This window comes from Streptomyces sp. NPDC002958 (genome assembly GCF_055563255.1).
This window is the reverse complement of the sequence record NZ_JBVHDS010000001.1, coordinates 526,825-546,191: the sequence shown is the minus strand read 5'-3', so window position 1 is coordinate 546,191 and position 19,367 is coordinate 526,825. Positions and strand designations below refer to the sequence as shown.

Annotated in this window: 18 protein-coding genes; 11 read left to right on the top strand and 7 right to left on the bottom strand. The window is 69.8% G+C overall.

Features of this window, described 5'->3' with window-relative positions:
- Positions 1-54 precede the first annotated feature (54 nt).
- Positions 55-921, bottom strand: a complete 867-nt coding sequence (locus ACZ3IC_RS02545; protein ID WP_467411757.1) for a biotin--[acetyl-CoA-carboxylase] ligase — start codon at positions 919-921, stop codon at positions 55-57.
- Between the two features lie 133 nt (positions 922-1,054).
- On the opposite strand from ACZ3IC_RS02545, the gene ACZ3IC_RS02540 reads away from it, so the two are divergent.
- The 4 genes from ACZ3IC_RS02540 to ACZ3IC_RS02525 all read left to right on the top strand — a co-directional run bounded on the left by ACZ3IC_RS02540 (position 1,055) and on the right by ACZ3IC_RS02525 (position 3,951).
- Positions 1,055-2,638 (top strand): acyl-CoA carboxylase subunit beta, encoded by a 1,584-nt coding sequence (locus ACZ3IC_RS02540; protein WP_467411755.1) that lies wholly within the window; start codon positions 1,055-1,057, stop codon positions 2,636-2,638.
- Positions 2,639-2,652: 14 nt separating this feature from the next.
- Complete coding sequence (locus ACZ3IC_RS02535; RefSeq protein ID WP_467411753.1) at positions 2,653-2,868, top strand: acyl-CoA carboxylase subunit epsilon; 216 nt, start codon at positions 2,653-2,655, stop codon at positions 2,866-2,868.
- 189 nt (positions 2,869-3,057) lie between these two features.
- Positions 3,058-3,186, top strand: a complete 129-nt coding sequence (gene mmpB, locus ACZ3IC_RS02530) for a morphogenic membrane protein MmpB (RefSeq protein ID WP_467411752.1) — start codon at positions 3,058-3,060, stop codon at positions 3,184-3,186.
- A 153-nt stretch (positions 3,187-3,339) separates the two neighbouring features.
- On the top strand, positions 3,340-3,951 hold the full coding sequence (locus tag ACZ3IC_RS02525) for a Maf family protein (protein WP_467411749.1): 612 nt from the start codon (positions 3,340-3,342) through the stop codon (positions 3,949-3,951).
- Positions 3,952-4,071: 120 nt separating this feature from the next.
- Here the strand turns inward: ACZ3IC_RS02525 and ACZ3IC_RS02520 are convergent, their stop codons facing one another.
- Positions 4,072-4,521 carry a hypothetical protein gene (locus ACZ3IC_RS02520; RefSeq protein ID WP_467411748.1) on the bottom strand — a complete coding sequence of 150 codons (450 nt, stop codon included), beginning with the start codon at positions 4,519-4,521 and terminating at the stop codon, positions 4,072-4,074.
- Between the two features lie 409 nt (positions 4,522-4,930).
- Here ACZ3IC_RS02520 and ACZ3IC_RS02515 point away from each other — a divergent pair, with 409 nt between their 5' ends.
- A complete protein-coding gene (locus ACZ3IC_RS02515; RefSeq protein ID WP_467411746.1) occupies positions 4,931-6,685 on the top strand; it encodes an acetyl/propionyl/methylcrotonyl-CoA carboxylase subunit alpha in 1,755 nt (584 codons plus the stop codon).
- Between the two features lie 273 nt (positions 6,686-6,958).
- On the top strand, positions 6,959-7,558 hold the full coding sequence (locus tag ACZ3IC_RS02510; RefSeq protein WP_467411744.1) for a TetR/AcrR family transcriptional regulator: 600 nt from the start codon (positions 6,959-6,961) through the stop codon (positions 7,556-7,558).
- A gap of 46 nt (positions 7,559-7,604) precedes the next feature.
- Here ACZ3IC_RS02510 and ACZ3IC_RS02505 read toward each other — a convergent pair whose 3' ends face one another.
- Together ACZ3IC_RS02505 and ACZ3IC_RS02500 are read right to left on the bottom strand one after the other, a co-directional pair.
- Positions 7,605-8,579, bottom strand: coding sequence for a DeoR/GlpR family DNA-binding transcription regulator (locus ACZ3IC_RS02505; protein WP_467411743.1), 975 nt, complete (start codon positions 8,577-8,579; stop codon positions 7,605-7,607).
- A gap of 187 nt (positions 8,580-8,766) precedes the next feature.
- The gene (locus tag ACZ3IC_RS02500) at positions 8,767-10,206 is read right to left on the bottom strand and encodes an NAD(P)H-quinone dehydrogenase (RefSeq protein WP_467411742.1); all 1,440 of its coding nucleotides are present in this window, start codon (positions 10,204-10,206) and stop codon (positions 8,767-8,769) included.
- Between the two features lie 259 nt (positions 10,207-10,465).
- Here ACZ3IC_RS02500 and ACZ3IC_RS02495 point away from each other — a divergent pair, with 259 nt between their 5' ends.
- From ACZ3IC_RS02495 to ACZ3IC_RS02485, 3 genes are all read left to right on the top strand, one after another.
- On the top strand, positions 10,466-10,903 hold the full coding sequence (locus tag ACZ3IC_RS02495; protein ID WP_467411740.1) for a gamma-glutamylcyclotransferase family protein: 438 nt from the start codon (positions 10,466-10,468) through the stop codon (positions 10,901-10,903).
- Between the two features lie 102 nt (positions 10,904-11,005).
- On the top strand, positions 11,006-11,830 hold the full coding sequence (locus ACZ3IC_RS02490; protein WP_467411739.1) for a purine-nucleoside phosphorylase: 825 nt from the start codon (positions 11,006-11,008) through the stop codon (positions 11,828-11,830).
- 213 nt (positions 11,831-12,043) lie between these two features.
- Positions 12,044-13,684, top strand: a complete 1,641-nt coding sequence (locus tag ACZ3IC_RS02485; protein WP_467411737.1) for a phospho-sugar mutase — start codon at positions 12,044-12,046, stop codon at positions 13,682-13,684.
- A 586-nt stretch (positions 13,685-14,270) separates the two neighbouring features.
- Here the strand turns inward: ACZ3IC_RS02485 and ACZ3IC_RS02480 are convergent.
- Positions 14,271-15,716 (bottom strand): NCS2 family permease, encoded by a 1,446-nt coding sequence (locus ACZ3IC_RS02480; RefSeq protein ID WP_467411736.1) that lies wholly within the window; start codon positions 15,714-15,716, stop codon positions 14,271-14,273.
- Positions 15,717-15,990: 274 nt separating this feature from the next.
- On the opposite strand from ACZ3IC_RS02480, the gene ACZ3IC_RS02475 reads away from it, so the two are divergent.
- Positions 15,991-16,668: a helix-turn-helix domain-containing protein gene (locus tag ACZ3IC_RS02475; RefSeq protein ID WP_467411734.1), complete on the top strand. Its 678-nt coding sequence runs from the start codon at positions 15,991-15,993 to the stop codon at positions 16,666-16,668.
- 204 nt (positions 16,669-16,872) lie between these two features.
- On the opposite strand, the gene ACZ3IC_RS02470 is transcribed toward ACZ3IC_RS02475, so the two are convergent.
- Both ACZ3IC_RS02470 and ACZ3IC_RS02465 read right to left on the bottom strand, forming a co-directional pair.
- Entirely contained in the window at positions 16,873-17,457 is a 585-nt protein-coding gene (locus ACZ3IC_RS02470) for a hypothetical protein (RefSeq protein ID WP_467411733.1), read from the bottom strand.
- Positions 17,458-17,606: 149 nt separating this feature from the next.
- Positions 17,607-18,275, bottom strand: a complete 669-nt coding sequence (locus ACZ3IC_RS02465) for a PH domain-containing protein (protein WP_467411732.1) — start codon at positions 18,273-18,275, stop codon at positions 17,607-17,609.
- Between the two features lie 124 nt (positions 18,276-18,399).
- Between ACZ3IC_RS02465 and deoC the strand changes: the two genes are divergently transcribed.
- Positions 18,400-19,362 carry a deoxyribose-phosphate aldolase gene (deoC, locus tag ACZ3IC_RS02460; protein WP_467412111.1) on the top strand — a complete coding sequence of 321 codons (963 nt, stop codon included), beginning with the start codon at positions 18,400-18,402 and terminating at the stop codon, positions 19,360-19,362.
- Positions 19,363-19,367 lie beyond the last annotated feature (5 nt).

Below are 19,367 nucleotides of genomic sequence, written 5' to 3'. Positions count from 1 at the left end.
TCCATGCCCCCGGTACGTGTCCACCCGGTCGGAGGTCACCCGACAGGCAGGCTCTCAGGTCAGGCCGCCCTCGATCCCTCGTAGGTGCACGATGTCGCCCGCCGATACGGGTTCCTGGAGGCCGTCGTCGGTGGACAGCACCAGTCGGCCGTCGCCGTCGATCGCCACGGCCTCGCCGGTGAGCGTGCGGTCGCCGGGCAGCTGGGCCCGTACCGTCCGGCCGAGCGTCGCGCAGCCCGCCGCGTACGCCTCCTGGAGGCCGCTCGCCGCAGCGTTGCCGTCCGCCGCGCGCCACTGGCCGTACCAGTGCTCCAGCGAGCGCAGTACGGCCCGCAGCAGCGTCTCCCGGTCGGTGGAAACGGCTCCGGCCAGGGCCAGCGAGCCGGCCGCGGGGACGGGGAGTTCCTCGGCGCGCAGGGAGACGTTGAGGCCGATGCCCACGACAACGCCGTTCCCGGCGCGCTCGGCGAGGATGCCGCCCGCCTTGCGTTCCTCGCCCTCCACGGTCACGAGGAGGTCGTTGGGCCACTTCAGGGCCGTGTCGACGCCCGCCGCGCGAGCCAGACCCGTCGCCGTCGCGACGCCGGTGAGCAGCGGCAGCCAGCCCCACCGCTGGACGGGCACATCGCCCGGGGTCAGGAAGACGGAGAAGAACAGGCCCGAACGGGCAGGAGCCGTCCAGGTGCGGTCGAGGCGGCCGCGGCCCGCGGTCTGCTCCTCGGCGACCAGCACGGCGCCTTCGGCGAGCCCCGCCTCAGCACGCCGGGCAAGATCGGCGTTGGTGGACCCGGTGGTCTCCACGACATCGAGCGAGGTCCACACTCCGCCCGGCCGCAGCAGCCCGCGGCGCAGTGCGGGAACGTTCAGGGGTGGTCGGTCCAGGTCCGACCAGCGACTGTGTGGCGCATCCGAAGGTGTCATGCAAGCCAGACTAGGTGTGGCAAACGACGCACTGCCGAACCGTATCCACGCCTATACCCTACGGATCAGTAGGTGCTCAGCACCTGATCAGCAGCACAGTCGTCCCCTTGACCAGGCAGGGAGCCGCCACCCGATGTCCGAGCCGGAAGAGATCGACATCCATACCACCGCGGGCAAGATCGCGGACCTGCAGCGCCGTGTCGACGAAGCGACGCACGCGGGTTCCGAGCGCGCGGTCGAGAAGCAGCATGCCAAGGGCAAGTTGACCGCCCGCGAGCGGATCGACCTCCTGCTCGACGAGGGTTCCTTCGTGGAGCTCGACGAATTCGCCCGGCACCGATCCACCAACTTCGGTATCGAGAAGAGCCGCCCTTACGGGGACGGCGTCGTCACCGGCTACGGCACGGTCGACGGCCGCCCCGTCTGCCTGTACTCACAGGACTTCACCATCTTCGGCGGCTCGCTCGGCGAGGTCTACGGTGAGAAAATCGTCAAGGTGATGGACTTCGCGCTGAAGACCGGCTGCCCGGTCATCGGCATCAACGACGGCGGCGGCGCCCGCATCCAGGAGGGTGTGGCGGCGCTCGGTCTGTTCGCCGAGATCTTCCGCCGCAATGTGCACGCCTCGGGCGTCGTCCCGCAGATCTCGCTGATCGTCGGACCGTGCGCGGGTGGCGCGGTCTACTCCCCCGCGATCACCGACTTCACCATCATGGTCGACCAGACCTCGCACATGTTCATCACCGGCCCCGACGTCATCAAGACCGTCACCGGCGAGGACGTCGGCTTCGAGCAGCTCGGCGGCGCCCGCACCCACAACACCACCTCCGGTGTGGCCCATCACATGGCGGGCGACGAGAAGGACGCCATCGAGTACGTCAAGTCGCTGCTGTCGTACCTCCCCTCGAACAACCTTTCTGAAGCGCCGGCCTTCCCGGAGGAGGCGGACCTCACCACGACCGACGAGGACCGCGAGCTCGACACCCTCATCCCGGACTCGGCGAACCAGCCGTACGACATGCACACCGCCATCGAGCACGTGCTGGACGACGGCGAGTTCCTGGAGACCCAGGCCCTGTTCGCTCCGAACATCCTGACCGGCTTCGGGCGCGTCGAGGGCTACCCGGTGGGCATCGTCGCCAACCAGCCGATGCAGTTCGCGGGCTGCCTGGACATCAACGCGAGCGAGAAGGCGGCACGGTTCGTCCGCACCTGCGACGCCTTCAACGTGCCCGTCCTGACCTTCGTCGACGTCCCCGGCTTCCTGCCCGGCGTCGACCAGGAGTACGGCGGCATCATCCGCCGCGGCGCCAAGCTGATCTACGCCTACGCGGAAGCGACCGTCCCGCTGATCACGGTGATCACCCGCAAGGCCTTCGGCGGCGCGTACGACGTCATGGGCTCCAAGCACTTGGGCGCCGACATCAACCTCGCCTGGCCGACCGCGCAGATCGCCGTCATGGGGGCGCAGGGCGCCGTGAACATCCTGCACCGCCGTACGATCGCCGCCGCCGAGGACCAGGAGGCCACCCGCGCCGAGCTGATCGCCGACTACGAGGACACGCTGCTCAACCCGTACGTCGCGGCCGAACGCGGCTACGTCGACGCGGTGATCATGCCGTCCGACACCCGCGCGCACATCGTGAAGGGGCTGCGCCAGCTGCGTACGAAGCGGGAGTCGCTGCCCCCGAAGAAGCACGGCAACATCCCCCTCTAGAAAGGGTCCTGGCCATGATCAAGGTCGTACGGGGCAACCCGACCCCGGAGGAGCTGGCTGCCGCACTGACAGTGGTCCGGGCGCGCGCCGCGGCGACGACGACGGCATCCGATGCGTCGTCCGGCGCGCCGGCGCTGCCCGGACAGTGGTCCGACCCGGAGCGTATCGCCCGGCGTGAACGCCGGCTGCCGGGGCCGCGGGCCTGGGCGCGGACGTACTGGCCCGGGTAGCAGCAGAAACACCTGTTCGCGTGTGCACCCGTCCGCCCGTTCGCGCACGTTTTCGGAGGCTCAGGCCCCTTGGTGGTTCCAGGGGGCCGGGCCTCCGGCGCGTCCGGGCGCGATCTGGTCCGTAGGCACCACCGCGCCTGAGTACCTGTACTCAGGCGCGGTATCCGCCGCCGCAGCAGGATCGGTCCCATGCTGTGGTCCGACCCGGAGAACAAGCCGCCGAAGGAACTGCGCGATGCCCAGGACATGATGCGGCGCGCAGGGCTGGTGCTTGCGCTCGCGATGGTGGTCGCGATGTTCGCGCTCGGGACGCGGTGAGGCGTGCGGCGTGGGGCGGGGGCTGCTGCGCGGGGCTTGTTCCCCTGCCCGCCCCCTCCCGTAACCGGGGCTCGGCCCCGGACCCCGGTCCTCGAACGCCGGACGGGCTGAAAAGCGCCCGGACGGGTCGGATGCCGGCCAGGCCCTTCTACGATGGCGCGTATGACTGATCAGCGCCGTCTCGTGCTCGCCTCCGCCTCCCCCGCCCGTCTCGGTCTGCTGCGGCAGGCCGGATTCGCGCCCGAGGTGATCGTCAGCGGGGTCGACGAGGACGCGCTGAGCGCCCCGACGCCGGCGGAGCTGGCGCTCGTTCTCGCCGAGGCCAAGGCCGCCGCGGTGGCCGGTCGGCCGGAGGCGGCGGGTGCCCTGGTCATCGGGTGCGACTCCGTGCTCGAACTCGACGGCGAGGCACTCGGCAAGCCGGCCGACGGCGAGGAGGCCATGGCCCGCTGGAAGTCCATGCGCGGCCGGTCCGGTGTGCTGCGGACCGGCCACAGCGTGATCGACGCGGCGACGGGACGCATGGCCTCGGCGACCGCCTCCACGACCGTACGCTTCGGCGAACCGACGGACGCCGAGATCGCCGCCTACGTGGCCTCGGGCGAGCCGCTCCACGTTGCGGGCGCCTTCACTCTGGACGGCCGCTCGGCACCGTTCGTCGACTCCATCGAGGGCGACCACGGCAATGTCATCGGGCTCTCGCTGCCGCTGCTGCGCCGGCTGCTGGGCGAACTGGGGATCTCCGTCACCGAACTGTGGGTCTGAGCTGAGAGCCTGTCGGGCGAGCCGGACCGCCTTCGTCCGGCCGCCTGAACCGGGCCGTCCCCGTCCGGCCGCCTGAACCTGACTGTCCCCGTCCGGCCGCCTGAATCGGACCCGTCCGAGTCAGGCCGGAGCCGGAGCGCTCGGTTCGGCGTCATCCACGGGTCGGCCGGCCTCGGGGCCGTACGCCACCAGGGTGAGCACGATCAGCCCGAGCACCACCATCAGACACGCGAACGCGGCCCAGCCGACCAGTCCCACCGTCAGCGCGCCCAGCACCCCGTGCGCCACGGCGCAGGTGATGAGGGCGATCCGGCCAATACGGCCCGGGGCCCGGTCGCGGATGCCGACCAGCAGGAGGACCAGCCCGCACAGCAGCAGATACAGGCCGAAGACACCGCCCATCGCCCAGGTGCCGTTGGACATGGCGGCGGGTTCCAGCCCGGCCAGTGACATGTCCTGGTTCTTGACGACCGTCGCCAGGATGCCGTTGATGAGCACGATGCCCACGGCTTCCACGAACAGCACGATCGCGGCCACGAACGCCACCGGTCTGCGCACCACGGTGCTCACCCCCTGTTACCTGCAGTACGTGCGATAGCGCGGACCCTACTAATGGGTAACGCTCCGAACAAGGGTGCGGCTGCCTTCGCCGCCACCCGCACCTCTGACGCATGCCCGCGCGCTTTCTCCGCACCCCCCTTGTCGCGCCTTTGGTGCATTGGGCAAAGAATCGTTCGCCCATTAGTGGGGACTCGACAAAGAAACACGAGGCGCGGCTACTTGCGCGAACAGAGACCTGGACCACACCTCGTGGCTACTGTGCGGTCATGAATCCCGGCGTACCGTGGTGCCACAAGGGATTTCGCGACTTGAGCAAGCCTCGAATCACACTCCGTGTGGGCAAGCTCACCATTGGGGACGGGTCGTAGGGCCGTGTCGGTTGTCCCTAAACTCAGCTTGTTTCAAGGAGGGAGCCATCGTGCGCAAGGTGCTCATCGCCAACCGTGGCGAAATTGCTGTCCGTGTTGCTCGGGCATGCCGGGATGCCGGAATCGGGAGCGTGGCCGTCTACGCCGACCCGGACCGCGACGCTCTGCATGTACGCGCGGCCGACGAGGCATTCGCTCTGGGCGGTGACACACCGGCCGCCAGCTATCTGGACATGGGCAAGGTGCTCCAGGCCGCCAAGGACTCCGGAGCGGACGCCATCCATCCGGGTTACGGCTTCCTGTCGGAGAACGCCGACTTCGCCCAGGCCGTCATCGACGCTGGTCTGACGTGGATCGGCCCGCCGCCGCAGGCGATCCGGGACCTCGGTGACAAGGTCGCCGCCCGTCACATCGCGCAGCGCGCCGGCGCTCCGCTGGTGGCCGGTACGCCCGACCCGGTCGAGGGCTCCGCCGAGGTCGTGGCGTTCGCGAAGCAGCACGGGCTGCCGATCGCGATCAAGGCCGCCTTCGGTGGTGGCGGTCGCGGGCTGAAGGTGGCGCGCACGCTGGAGGAGATCCCGGAGCTGTACGACTCCGCGGTCCGTGAGGCCGTCGCGGCGTTCGGCCGCGGGGAGTGCTTCGTGGAGCGCTACCTCGACAAGCCGCGCCACGTCGAGACGCAGTGCCTGGCCGACACCCACGGCAATGTCGTCGTCGTCTCCACCCGTGACTGCTCGCTCCAGCGCCGCCACCAGAAGCTGGTCGAGGAGGCCCCCGCGCCGTTCCTCTCCGAGGCGCAGAACGCGGAGCTGTACGCGGCGTCGAAGGCCATCCTCAAGGAGGCCGGTTACGTCGGTGCGGGCACCGTGGAGTTCCTCGTCGGCACGGACGGCACCATCTCGTTCCTGGAGGTCAACACCCGCCTCCAGGTCGAGCACCCGGTCACCGAGGAGGTCTCCGGTCTCGACCTCGTACGCGAGATGTTCCGCATCGCCGACGGCGAGAAGCTCGGCTACGACGACCCGGCCGTACGCGGGCACTCCTTCGAGTTCCGGATCAACGGCGAGGACCCGGGCCGCGGCTTCCTGCCCGCTCCGGGCACGGTGACCGCGTTCGCCCCGCCGACCGGCCCCGGTGTCCGCCTCGACGCGGGCGTGGAGTCCGGTTCCGTCATCGGCCCCGCCTGGGACTCACTCCTGGCGAAGCTCATCGTGACCGGTGCGACCCGCGAGCAGGCGCTGCAGCGGGCGGCGCGTGCGCTGGCCGAGTTCAATGTCGAGGGCATGGCCACCGCCATTCCGTTCCACCGTGCGGTCGTCGCCGACCCGGCGTTCACCAGCGCCCCGTTCCAGGTCCACACCCGGTGGATCGAAACCGAGTTCGTCAACGAGATCAAGCCCTTCACCGCCACCGCCGATGTGGAGGCGGAGGAGGAGGTCGGCCGCGAGACCGTCGTCGTCGAGGTCGGCGGCAAGCGTCTGGAAGTGTCGCTGCCCTCGTCGCTGGGCATGAGCCTGGCCCGTACCGGACTCGCGGCGGGCGCCAAGCCCAAGCGCCGCGCGGCGAAGAAGACCGGCTCCGCGGCCTCCGGTGACACCCTGGCGTCCCCGATGCAGGGAACCATCGTCAAGATCGCCGTCGAGGAGGGCCAGCAGGTCCAGGAGGGCGACCTCGTCGTCGTCCTGGAGGCCATGAAGATGGAGCAGCCGCTGAACGCGCACCGCGCCGGCACCATCAAGGCACTCGCCGCCGAGGTCGGCAGCTCGGTCTCCTCCGGCGCCGCGATCTGCGAGATCAAGGACTGATCGAAGCGGGACCCGTTGTTCGACCGGGGCCCCTGCGGAGTCGTACGACTCCGCAGGGGCCCCGGTCGTCGGGTCGGCGGCGCGCGTCGCTCCTCGGCGGGCGGTGCGGCTGCCGTCCTCGCGGTGAGCGGCAGGACCAGGGCCGGTCGGTGAACAGTCCCGGCGCGCGATCGCGTTCGGGCCCTGCGGCGACGCCCCGAAACGATGCGAAGGCATCCTCCGGATACGCAATGGCATCCTGGACCCTGGGGCGGAAAGAGGGAGGACTGCGCAATGGCGATGAGCACGGCACAGACGCCGGCCCGGCCCATGCGTGCCGACGCGCGCCGCAATTACGACCGGCTGCTGAGTGAGGCCCGTACCGCCTTCGCGGAACACGGCACCGATGCGTCCCTGGAGGACATCGCGCGACGCGCGGGCGTGGGCATCGGCACGCTGTACCGGCACTTCCCGAACCGGCACGCACTGATGAACGCCGTCTTCCAGGAGGCCCTGACCTCTCTGATCACCCGTTCCCGCGAGCTCGCGGGGGCGGAGCAGCCGTGCGGTGGTCTGGTGGAGTGGCTGGGCGCGATCATCACCCATGCGGGTGAGTACCGCGGGCTCGCCCAGGCGCTCATGTCGACGTCACGGGACGAGACTTCGGCGCTGTCGCAGTGCAATGTCCCGCTGCGCGAGGCAGGGGCGGTGCTGCTGTCGCGGGCGCAGGCGAGCGGGGCCGTGCGGGCGGATGTGTCCATCGACGACCTGATGCAGCTGACGAACGCGATCGCGCTGGCTGCGGAGCAGTCGCCGGATGACCCCGAGTTGGCGGGCCGACTGCTGATGCTGACCCTACAGGGACTGAAGGGGCCTGATGCGGAGCGGGGTTGAGGGCCGGGTGCGGGCGGCGGGCAGGGGAAAGGAAAATCCCCGCCCCCTACCGGCGTCGTAGATCCGCCACTCTCCCCCGATCCCCCTGCCCCTGTTCCGCCAGCGCCGCAGCGCTCCGCAGCTGCTGCGGGCCCGGCACCCCGGGGCCACCCCCGCGCGTACGCCGCTGCCCGGGCAGCGGCATGTCCCGGCGGGCCTGGCGGCCCGGCGGGAGGGCATCGGCCGGTGCGGGGCCGCTCCCCGCGCCGGCCACCGCGATCTGCACCCCCTGGTCCGCCAGGGCCTGCAGTTCGGTGGCGGCACGGTCGTCGTGACCGGGCGGTTCGTCCGTCACCAGGCGGGTGATCAGATCCGTCGGCACCGTCTGGAACATGGTGTCGGAGCCGAGCTTGGTGTGGTCGGCCAGGACCACCACCTCCGCCGCGGCCTGCACCAGCGCCCGGTCCACGCTCGCCGAGAGCATGTTGGACGTGGAGAGGCCGCGTTCCGCGGTGAGTCCGCTCCCGGAGAGAAACGCGCGCGACACCCGCAGCCCCTGGAGAGACTGCTCGGCCCCACTGCCCACCAGGGCGTAGTTGGAACCGCGCAGTGTGCCGCCGGTCATCACCACTTCCACCCGGTTGGCATGGGCCAACGCCTGGGCGACCAGCAGCGAGTTGGTGACGACGGTCAGACCGGGGATCCGCGCGAGCCGGCGGGCCAGCTCCTGCGTGGTCGTACCGGCACCGACGACGATGGCTTCGCCCTCTTCGACGAGACCGGCGGCCAGGTCGGCGATGGCCGTCTTCTCGGCGGTGGCGAGATGGGATTTCTGCGGAAAGCCGGACTCCCGCGTAAAACCGCCCGGCAAAACCGCACCGCCGTGTCGGCGGTCGAGGAGTCCTTCTGCCTCCAGCGCCCGCACGTCCCGCCGTACGGTCACTTCGGAGGTCTGGACGACGCGGGCGAGCTCACGGAGCGATACCGCCCCGTTGGCACGCACCATTTCGAGGATCAACTGACGACGTTCTGCAGCGAACACAAAACTGACAGTAACGTGACCGCCCGAGTGTTTTCAGCAGTTTGCGCCGAATAGTAGAAGTTGTACATACAAGGGGCCGCCAAGTGGTATAAGCGGCCCTGTTGTTGTTTGGTACTGATCGCCCAACAGTCACTCGACCGCCTGAATTGCCGGGAGTTGCCGGGGATTGCCGGGATCCCGAAGGCCCCTATGCCTCGCCCGTGAGCTTACGGGTGTGCAACTGACGGGCCACTTCCGCGATCGATCCCGACAGAGACGGATACACGGTGAAAGCGTTTGCGATCTGTTCCACCGTCAGATTGTTGTCGACCGCGATCGAGATGGGGTGGATCAGCTCGCTCGCCCGCGGCGCGACAACGCAGCCGCCGACCACGATGCCGGTGCCGGGCCGGCAGAAGATCTTGATGAAGCCGTCGCGGATGCCCTGCATCTTGGCGCGCGGGTTGCGCAGCAGCGGCAGCTTGACCACCCGGGCGTCGATCTTGCCGGAGTCGACGTCGGCCTGGCTGTAGCCGACGGTGGCGATCTCGGGGTCGGTGAAGACGTTCGAGGAAACCGTCTTCAGGTTCAGCGGCGCCACCGCGTCACCGAGGAAGTGGTACATCGCGATCCGGCCCTGCATGGCGGCGACCGAGGCGAGGGCGAAGATCCCGGTGACGTCACCGGCCGCGTACACACCGGGGGCGCTGGTGCGGGAGACCTTGTCGGTCCGGATGTGGCCGGACTCCTTGAGCCGGACCCCGGCCTCCTCCAGACCCATGCCCGCGGTGTTCGCAATCGCGCCGACCGCCATCAGACAGTGCGAACCGGAAATGACCCGGCCGTCGGCGAGGGTGACCTCGACCCGGTCGCCGACCCGCTTCGCCGCCTGGGCGCGCGAGCGGGCCATGACGTTCATGCCGCGGCGCCGGAAGACGTCCTCCAGCACGGCGGCCGCGTCCGGGTCCTCGCCCGGCAGCACCCGGTCACGGGACGAGACGAGGGTCACGCGCGAGCCGAGCGCCTGGTAGGCGCCCGCGAACTCGGCACCCGTCACACCGGAGCCGACGACGATGAGCTCCTCGGGGAGCTCGTCGAGGTCGTAGACCTGGGTCCAGTTCAGAATGCGCTCACCGTCGGGGAGCGCGTCCGGAATCTCCCTCGGGTGGCCACCGGTCGCGATCAGCACGGCGTCGGCGGTGAGCGTCTCCTCCGTGCCGTCGGCGGCGGTCACCACGACCGTGCGGGAGCCGTCGGCGGCCTGGAGGCCCTTGAGGCGGCCACGGCCGCGCATCACGCGCGCGCCCGCACGGGTGACGGAGGCCGTGATGTCGTGGGACTGGGCGAGCGCCAGGCGCTTCACGCGCCGGTTGACCTTGCCCAGGTCGACGCCGACCACCCGGGCCGCCTGCTCGTTGTGCGGCGTGTCGTCGGCGACGATGATCCCCAACTCCTCGTACGAAGAGTCGAAGGTGGTCATCACCTCCGCCGTCGCGATCAGGGTCTTCGAGGGCACGCAGTCGGTGAGCACAGACGCGCCGCCGAGGCCGTCACAGTCGACGACGGTCACCTCCGCGCCGAGCTGGGCGCCCACCAATGCCGCCTCGTACCCGCCGGGTCCACCGCCGATGATCACGATCCGGGTCACGAAAAGTCCGCCTCGCGTGTGTCATCCCGCGGCCGTCTGCTGCCCCGGCCGGGGGTCCGGGGGGTCGCCCCGGGGAATGCAGTACGTACTTCATTGTCCCGCACGTGCCAAGGTGCTTCGCCCCGGGGCCCTTCATGTGTACGCCGGGGCGTTCTCGACGGGGCTCCGGGGCGGGCAGCGGAACCCGTACGGAACCTCGTACGAGGTCTTCCGCGCTGGAATCGACGTTCCTCCCGCCACCTCCCGTACCCTCGATCCCATGTCGCTCTACGCCGCGTACGCCGGCAACCTCGACGCGCGGCTGATGACGCGCCGCGCACCGCATTCCCCGCTGCGCGGCACCGGCTGGCTCAACGGCTGGCGACTGACCTTCGGCGGGGAGCAGATGGGCTGGGAGGGCGCACTCGCCACGTTGGTCGAGGCCCCGCGCTCCCAGGTCTTCGTCGCGCTGTACGACCTGGCGCCGATGGACGAGGACTCCATGGACCGGTGGGAGGGCGTCGGCCTCGATGTCTACCGGCGCATGCGGGTGCGTGTGCACACCCTGGACGGCGAGGAGCCGGCCTGGATGTATGTGCTGAACGGGTACGAGGGCGGGCTGCCGTCCGCCCGCTATCTGGGCGAGATCGCGGACGCGGCGGAGTCCGCGGGCGCGCCGCACGACTATGTGATGGAACTGCGCAAGCACCCCTGTTGACCCGGCGGACCAGCACTTTCGTGTGAATGCACGAGGAAGCGTGTGCAGACTCCGTGCGTAGACATCTACGCGCGTAGGGAATCACCGGCTACCCTCATCCGCGTGAACGCATCTGTTATTCCGGACAACACCCAGGGCGACCCGTACGCCGCCGCCGCCGACGCCGCCGCCCGCCTGCGCGAGCTGACCGGCGCCGAGACCCACGACGTCGCCCTCGTGATGGGTTCCGGCTGGGCACCTGCGGGCGATGCGCTCGGCGCTCCGGAAGCCGAGTTCCCGGTGACCGAACTGCCCGGTTTCCCGGCGCCCGCCGTGCAGGGGCACGGCGGCACGATCCGCTCGTACCGGATCGGTGAGAAGCGTGCCCTGGTCTTCCTCGGCCGCACGCACTTCTACGAGGGCCGCGGCGTCGCCGCCGTCGCGCACGGGGTCCGTACCGCCGTCGCCGCGGGCTGCAAGACCGTCATCCTGACGAACGGCTGCGGCGGTCTGCGCGAGGGCATGCGCCCCGGGCAGCCGGTCCTGATCAGCGACCACATCAACCTGACCGCGGCGTCCCCCATCGTCGGCGCCAACTTCGTCGACCTGACCGACCTGTACTCGCCGCGGCTGCGCGCGCTGTGCAAGGAGGTCGACGACACCCTCGAAGAGGGTGTGTACGTGCAGTTCCCCGGTCCGCACTACGAGACCCCCGCCGAGATCGACATGGTCCGTGTCATGGGCGGTGACCTGGTCGGTATGTCCACCGTGCTGGAGGCGATCGCCGCACGGGAGGCGGGGGCCGAGGTGCTGGGCATTTCCCTGGTCACGAACCTGGCGGCGGGGCTGAGCGGGGAGCCGCTCAACCATGAAGAGGTGTTGCAGGCCGGGCGGGATTCGGCGACCCGGATGGGGGCGTTGCTGGCGCGGGTGCTTGAGCGGATCTGAGCCGGGAGAGGGGTGCGGGTTCGGGTGGGCGTGCGTGGCGCCTGCGGCAGGCCTGCTCCCCGCCCCCACCCCTTCCCGGACCCGGGCTCCGCCCCGGACCCCGCGCCTCGAACGACGGCGCGGCTGAGAAGTAAGCCCCCCGGCGATCGAGGAGCAGTCAGGCCGGGGGCAGCGCCCCCGTAACCCACCCCACCCCGCAGAAAGGCGGACACCGTGCAGCAGGACCTCATCGCGCAGGCCAGGACGTGGCTTGCGGAGGACCCCGATCCCGAGACCCGGGACGAACTCGCCGAGCTCATCGACACCGAGGACCTCGACGAGCTCGCCGCACGCTTCGCCGGCACGCTGCAGTTCGGCACGGCCGGGCTCCGCGGTGAGCTGGGGGCCGGGCCGATGCGGATGAACCGTGCCGTCGTCATACGTGCCGCGGCCGGACTCGCCGCCTACCTCAGGGCCCAGGGACAGACCGGCGGGCTCGTCGTCATCGGGTACGACGCCCGCCACAAGTCCGCCGACTTCGCCCGCGACACCGCGGCCGTGATGACCGGCGCGGGCCTGCGGGCCGCGGTGCTCCCCCGCCCGCTGCCCACTCCCGTGCTGGCGTATGCCGTACGGCACCTGGGCGCCGTCGCGGGCGTCGAGGTGACGGCCAGCCACAATCCGCCGCGCGACAACGGCTACAAGGTCTATCTCGGCGACGGCTCGCAGATCGTCCCCCCGGCGGACGGCGAGATCGCCGCCGCGATCGCCGCGGTCGGCCCGCTCGACGGCGTGGCCCGCCCCGACAACGGCTGGGAGACCCTCGGTGACGAGGTCCTGGCGGCCTACCTGGCCCGTACGGACGCCGTGCTCGCCGCCGGATCACCGCGTACCGCCCAGATCGTGTACACCGCGATGCACGGCGTCGGCACCTCCGTGCTGACCGCCGCCTTCGCCCGGGCCGGGTTCCCCGAGCCCGTACTCGTCACCGAGCAGGCGGAACCCGACCCGGCGTTCCCCACCGTCGCCTTCCCCAACCCGGAAGAGCCGGGCGCGATGGATCTCGCCTTCGCCACCGCACGCCGTACGAACCCGGACATCGTCATCGCCAACGACCCGGACGCCGACCGCTGCGCCGTCGCCGTCCCGGACCCGGCCGCCGACGGCGGCTGGCGGATGCTGCGCGGCGACGAGGTCGGGGCGCTGCTCGCCGCCCATCTGGTGGACCGCGGTGTGACCGGTGTCTTCGCCGAGTCGATCGTGTCGTCCTCGCTGCTCGGTCGGATCGCCGAGAAGGCGGGCCTCGGGTACGAGGAGACGCTCACCGGCTTCAAGTGGATCGCCCGCGTGGACAGCCTGCGATACGGGTACGAGGAGGCGCTCGGCTACTGCGTCGACCCGGACGGCGTACGCGACAAGGACGGCATCACGGCCGCGCTGCTCGTCGCCGAACTCGCCTCCGTACTCAAGGAGCAGGGGCGTACCCTTCTCGATCTCCTCGACGACATCGCGGTCGACCACGGGCTGCACGCCACCGACCAGCTGTCGGTCCGGGTGGAGGACCTGTCGGTCATCGCGGATGCCATGCGGCGGCTGCGCGAGCAGCCTCCGATCACGCTCGCCGGCCTCCCCGTCACCTCGGCCGAGGACCTTTCGCAGGGCACCGCACAGCTGCCGCCCACCGACGGGCTGCGCTACCACCTCCGCGGCGCCCGGGTGATCGTCCGTCCGAGCGGCACCGAGCCGAAGCTCAAGTGCTACCTGGAGGTCGTGGTGCCGGTCGGTTCGGCGGACGAGCTGCCCGCGGCCCGTGCGAAGGGCGCGGAGCTGCTGGCCGGGATCAAGCGGGACCTGGCCGCCACTGCGGGGATCTGACCGGTTGTTATCGGCTTTCGCGCGGACGTTGCCCCTGGGGTGCCCCGCATGCACGGATGCATTCCGCTCGGGTGCCTCGGCCGGTCGGCACGATGCCTACTGGCTGCGTCCCGTGCCCGGCGCAGGGGCGATCGTCCGACGCAGGGGCGGTTGGCGGCGAAGGCCCGGTCGGTCAGTCCGGCGGGGTCCTCGGCACCGTCACTGCCGCTCCACCGTTGCAGCACGGCGTCGAAGGCGGCCGGCGCCGCCATCCCGGCACCCAGCTGCGGGTACAGATCGATGTCGGGGTCGGTAACCGTGGCTTCCCTGCGCTTCGTCGAGTTCGACCCGAAGCCGGCTGCGGGTGCGGGTGCGGCCGGTGCACGGAGACATCCCGGTGCCGGTGCCCGCGGTCCTCGAACTGTCCGCGGGCCGAAAGCTGATGAGCCGGCCTTCGGTGGCGCGGGCGTCGCACCAGCGGATGCAGGCAGTGGTCTCCCGGCCGGCGAGGGACGTCCGGGCGATCAGTCGGACGCGCTGTGCTCACACACTCCGCCGCTGATCGTCTTGGGCCGCCCCCCGCTCCGTTTCGGGTCCACCACATCGGCTACTTGATGTTGAGCAGCTGCTCCAGCGGGTCGATGGCGAAGTAGACCAGGAAGAGCGCCGCGGTACCCCAGAGCAGCCAGTGGACTTCGCGGGCCTTGCCCAGGCACGCCTTGATGACCACGTAGGCGATGAAGCCGGCACCGATGCCGTTGGTGATGGAGTAGGTGAACGGCATGACGGCGATGGTCAGGAAGGCGGGGATGGCGAGTTCGTACCGGTCCCAGTCGATGTGTTTGACCTGGGTCATCATCAGGAACCCGACCGCGATGAGGGCGGGGGCCGCAGCCTGGAGGGGCACGATGGTCAGAACGGGGGTGAAGAAGAGGGCGAGGGCGAACAGGCCGCCGGTGATGAGGTTGGCGAAGCCGGTGCGTGCGCCTTCGCCGACACCGGCGGCGGACTCGATGTAGGTGGTGGCGGACGAGGCGGAGGCGGCGCCGCCGGCGACGGCGGCTGCTCCGTCGATGAGCAGCACGCGGCCCAGACCGGGGACCTGGCCGCGCTCGTCGAGGAGTCCGGCTTCGGACGTGACGCCGACGATGGTGCCCATCGTGTCGAAGAAGTCGGACAGGATGAGAGTGAAGACGAGCAGGACGACGGTCAGCGCGCTGACCTGACCGAACGACCCGAACAGATCGAACTCGCCCAGGAGCCCGAAGTCGGGTGCGGCGACGGGATTGTCGGGCAGCGAGGGCTCGGTCAGACCCCAGGACTTGATGTCGGCAACCCCGTTGATGACGATGGCGACGACGGTCATCACGGCGATGCTGATGAGGATGGCGCCCTGCACCTTGCGGGCCAGGAGGACGATCGTCAGCAGCACGCCGAGACAGAAGACGAGCATGGGCCAGCCGGTGAGGGTGCCTGTGCCGATCTGAACGGGCACGGTGGTGTTCGCGGCGTCCGGGATGCGGGTGACGAACCCGGCGTCCACGAAGCCGATGAAGGCGATGAACAGGCCGATGCCGACACTGATGGCTTGTTTGAGAGGTTGCGGAATGGCGTGCATGATGGCCTCACGCAGGCCGGTCATCACCAGTACGCAGATCAGCAGGCCTTCGAGTACGATGAGGCCCATCGCATCGTCCCAGCTCATCAGAGGCGCAATCTGGAAAGCGGCGACGGCGTTGAGACCAAGGCCCGCGGCCATGGCGAGCGGCAGGTTGCCACCCACACCCATGATCACGGTCATCACGGCTGCCACCAGGGTCGTGGCTGTTGCTAGTTGACCGGCGTCCAGCCGGTGGCCGAACTTGTCCTCAGTACTGCTGAGGATGATCGGGTTGAGTACGAGGATGTACGCCATGGTGAAGAAGGTGGCGAACCCGCCGCGTATCTCACGGCCGTACGTCGAGCCGCGTTCGCCGATACGGAAGAACCGGTCGAGCGGGCCACCGGGTCTGATGGTCGGCGCTTCGGCCGGGCCTGTCGTGCTGGTGTGCATGACTGCGTCTCCTGGACCTGCAAGTGCGAGGGAAAGCATGGCAGTGGCGTCGGAAGCGTGTGTCAGCCGGTTGTGCGAACACACATGCGACGCCTTGCGAGCGGATCATACGCGGCAGGGATGTAATCTCAATCACTTCGCGGAATCCGTTAGTTGACCTTCCCGCACCCCCCTGTCGGTTCCTCCAAAATCACCGGCGACCTATCCGGCCAAACCGGGATGCGGGCGACAACGACCATGGAGTTCACCCCGGGTGACTCCCTACTCTCAGTCCGTGCATCCACCGCTCCCCTTCAACGCGCGCGCCGCCCGCATCCTGCGCGAGAAACTCGGGATGGCCCCCGGCCACGTCGCTTACGGCATGCGCGCCTCCTACGGCACGACCCACATCACCCCCGACCACATCACCGCGTGGGAACGCGGCACCGCACTGCCCACCGCCAGCGAACTCACCGCCCTGGCCGGTGCCCTGTGGTGCAATCCCAGCGAACTCATGGGCGCTCCCCGCACCCTGCGTGAACACCGTCTCGCCCGCGGACTGGCCGTCGAGGACGTCGCCCGCGCCACCGGCCTCACCCTCGACGCCTACCACCAGATGGAAGAAGACGGCCGATGGACGGGCGACAAACGACAGTCCGCCAAACTCGGCACCCTCCTCAACCTGCCCTCACGCGACTTCATCGCCATCACCGGCCTGGAGGACGAACTCGCCCGCCTTCTCACCGAAGCCGTCTCCACCCGCTGGCAGGCCCACATCCGCGCCATCGCCCGCCTCGTCTCCATGGAACGCCGCGACCTGCAAGACCCCCTGCGCGACATGCACCACGAGTACCAGACCCTCATGGCCGCCACCCTCAGCCGAGCCGGCGGCACCACCGCCTCCGGCGAAAACGGGCGACGCTACATCGACGACATCGTCAACCACTTCTGGGCCCGGCTCCCGGAGCACTAGCCGGGCCGCATCCGCACGGCCGGTGCATCACGATTCCCGGGGTTGCGGCGAGGCGGGCGTGTCCGGTCCGGAACCGGGCTCGGTCGTGTCCACCGTCTCCGGCAAAGGTGGCCGTGGAGTGCGCGCACCCTCCATCTCGGGTGCGCGCACTCCGTCAAGCGGCGAAGCCCCGGCTATCGGGCTCGGCGGCGCCCCGGCCGAGCGTCAGCTCTTGACCGGCCACTCCAGCGGGTCCTTGTAGAAGCCCTGGCTGAGTTGGACCGCGGCGGCCTTCTGGCCCTCGGGAATCAGGAAGGCGGTGCAGATCTTCTCCGACTGTCCCGGGCCCAGCTTCTTGCCGGTGTCGGGCGCCGGGCAGTTCGGCCACTCGGCGTCACCCATGATGACGATGAGGGCCTTGGTGCGCTCGCCCTTGTCCGTCTCGACGACCAAGTCGTTGTCCATGTCGCCGACTTCCATGGGCTTACCGCTCTTGTGGGTGAGGGTGGACCACACGTACACGGGGACCTTGGGGGCCTCGTCCTTGCCCTTCTCCAAGCCGGAGTTGTCCATGTCGGCCTTCGTTCCGGTCTGCACCTTCGTGGGCGTGACCGTGAACTTGCTGTCCTTCGAGTTCTGCATGGAGCTTTCCTGCGGCGGGCTGGCCTCGCCCAGACGGTAGCTCGTCCTGTCTTCCGACGAGGAGCCGGAACTGTGCCCGCCCTTACCCGAATCCGAGTCGTTGCAACCGGTCAGCACCACGGCCAGCGCCAGGGCGCCCACCGCCGCCGGCACAGCACGATTCCACATGCGCATATCTTTTTCGATCTCCCCGTTAAAACATTCCCGTTGCCCTGCCGGGTGGCAAAGCCCCCACAGCCGGGGCATGTTCAAGCGCACGATCTTGCCATATGGGAACCGTCCGCTCGCAGGAAGCGGGGGTGACCTCCGACCGGCTCTCAGCCGGTCGCGAGCAGCGCCACCAACAGCACCGCACCCACCACCGTCGGGGCGATCACCTCGTACGCCCAGCGCACCGAAACCGAAGAAGCCGAAGAGGCCGAAGACTTGGCGGACTTCGAGGACGCCGCCGCTCCCTCCTTCGCCCGCTCCACCAGCTCCCGCAGGTCCACCATGGTCTGGTCGGCCGCCGCCATCCGGGCCTTGCTGTCACGGACATCGGCGTGGACGGAGGTCCGGCCGTACGGGTCGTCCAGCGACTGCCGGGACTGCTGCCGGGCCGCCTTCTTCCGCTGCCGCAGCGACACCGGTACCGCCCACAGCTGGTACTTGGTGCCGTCCTCGGTGAACAGCTCGCTCGAATACCCGGCCCGCAGGTCCGCGACGGCGGTCCACGGCATGGTGATCGTCCGGAACGGGTTACGGATCCTGATGCGCTGCTCATTGGCGAGGACGACGGGCCGCAGCGTGAACGCGACGATCAGCGGCACCGCGGTCAGCAGCCCGGCCAGCGCCAGCCACGGCACCCGGCCTTCGCCCCGGAACACGGCGTCCCCGCCGATCCAGCAGATGAGGAGAAGCAGCAGGACACCCCCGACGATTCCGGCGGGCGACCGGAAGGTCCGGTCGGCGTAGGTCGGCTCGGCAGGCGGCGTGGGGCTTGTCATGGGGCCGATTCTGCCTGACGCGCGCAAGGGGCGCCGGGGCGGCCGCCCCGGTACTGTGCAACGCACGGACGACCTGGCCCCCTGTACAGGTCGCTACGCGCGTAGATATGCTCACCTGGTGACCATGCCCACCACTGCTCCCGCATTCTCCGACGCGACCGCGTCCGACAGTGCGCTGCGCCGCTTCCTGCACGGGCTGCCCGGCGTCGACGCCGTCGGCCTCGAAGCGCGCGCCGCGTCCCTCGGAACCCGTTCGATCAAGACGACGGCCAAGGCGTACGCCATCGACCTGGCCATCTCGATGATCGACCTGACGACGCTGGAAGGCGCGGACACCCCGGGCAAGGTCCGGGCTCTCGCCGCCAAGGCCGTCAATCCCGACCCGACCGACCGCACGACCCCGCGTACCGCGGCGGTCTGCGTCTATCCCGACATGGCGGCGACCGCCGTCGCCGCGCTGGCCGGTTCCGGCGTAAAGGTGGCGTCCGTGGCGACGGCGTTCCCCGCGGGCCGCGCCGCGCTCGACGTCAAGCTCGCGGATGTCCGCGACGCCGTGGCCGCCGGGGCCGACGAGATCGACATGGTGATCGACCGCGGCGCCTTCCTCTCCGGCCGCTTCCTCAAGGTGTACGAGGAGATCCTCGCCGTGAAGGCCGAGTGCGCCCGGGCCGACGGCCCCGACGCCCGGCTGAAGGTGATCTTCGAGACCGGTGAGCTGTCCACGTACGACAACATCCGCCGCGCGTCCTGGCTCGGCATGCTGGCGGGCGCCGACTTCATCAAGACGTCGACCGGCAAGGTCGGCACCAACGCCACGCCCGCGAACACTCTGCTGATGCTGGAGGCCGTGCGCGACTTCCGGGCGCAGACCGGCGTACAGATCGGTGTGAAGCCGGCCGGCGGAATCCGCACCTCCAAGGACGCGATCAAGTTCCTGGTGCTGGTGAACGAGACCGCGGGCGAGGACTGGCTGGACAACCACTGGTTCCGCTTCGGCGCCTCCAGCCTGCTGAACGATCTGCTGATGCAGCGTCAGAAGCTCAGCACCGGCCGTTACTCCGGCCCCGATTACGTGACGGTGGACTGATCCCC

What these genes read in the sequence shown, in the direction of transcription:
- mmpB (WP_467411752.1), top strand. Translation starts at nt 3,058, where the DNA reads ATGCTGTGGTCCGACCCGGAGAACAAGCCGCCGAAGGAACTGCGCGAT.
- ACZ3IC_RS02480 (WP_467411736.1), bottom strand. Translation starts at nt 15,716, where the DNA reads ATGCACACCAGCACGACAGGCCCGGCCGAAGCGCCGACCATCAGACCC.
- ACZ3IC_RS02540 (WP_467411755.1), top strand. Translation starts at nt 1,055, where the DNA reads ATGTCCGAGCCGGAAGAGATCGACATCCATACCACCGCGGGCAAGATC.
- ACZ3IC_RS02470 (WP_467411733.1), bottom strand. Translation starts at nt 17,457, where the DNA reads ATGTGGAATCGTGCTGTGCCGGCGGCGGTGGGCGCCCTGGCGCTGGCC.
- ACZ3IC_RS02525 (WP_467411749.1), top strand. Translation starts at nt 3,340, where the DNA reads ATGGCGCGTATGACTGATCAGCGCCGTCTCGTGCTCGCCTCCGCCTCC.
- ACZ3IC_RS02535 (WP_467411753.1), top strand. Translation starts at nt 2,653, where the DNA reads ATGATCAAGGTCGTACGGGGCAACCCGACCCCGGAGGAGCTGGCTGCC.
- ACZ3IC_RS02495 (WP_467411740.1), top strand. Translation starts at nt 10,466, where the DNA reads ATGTCGCTCTACGCCGCGTACGCCGGCAACCTCGACGCGCGGCTGATG.
- ACZ3IC_RS02510 (WP_467411744.1), top strand. Translation starts at nt 6,959, where the DNA reads ATGGCGATGAGCACGGCACAGACGCCGGCCCGGCCCATGCGTGCCGAC.
- ACZ3IC_RS02545 (WP_467411757.1), bottom strand. Translation starts at nt 921, where the DNA reads ATGACACCTTCGGATGCGCCACACAGTCGCTGGTCGGACCTGGACCGA.
- deoC (WP_467412111.1), top strand. Translation starts at nt 18,400, where the DNA reads ATGCCCACCACTGCTCCCGCATTCTCCGACGCGACCGCGTCCGACAGT.
- ACZ3IC_RS02465 (WP_467411732.1), bottom strand. Translation starts at nt 18,275, where the DNA reads ATGACAAGCCCCACGCCGCCTGCCGAGCCGACCTACGCCGACCGGACC.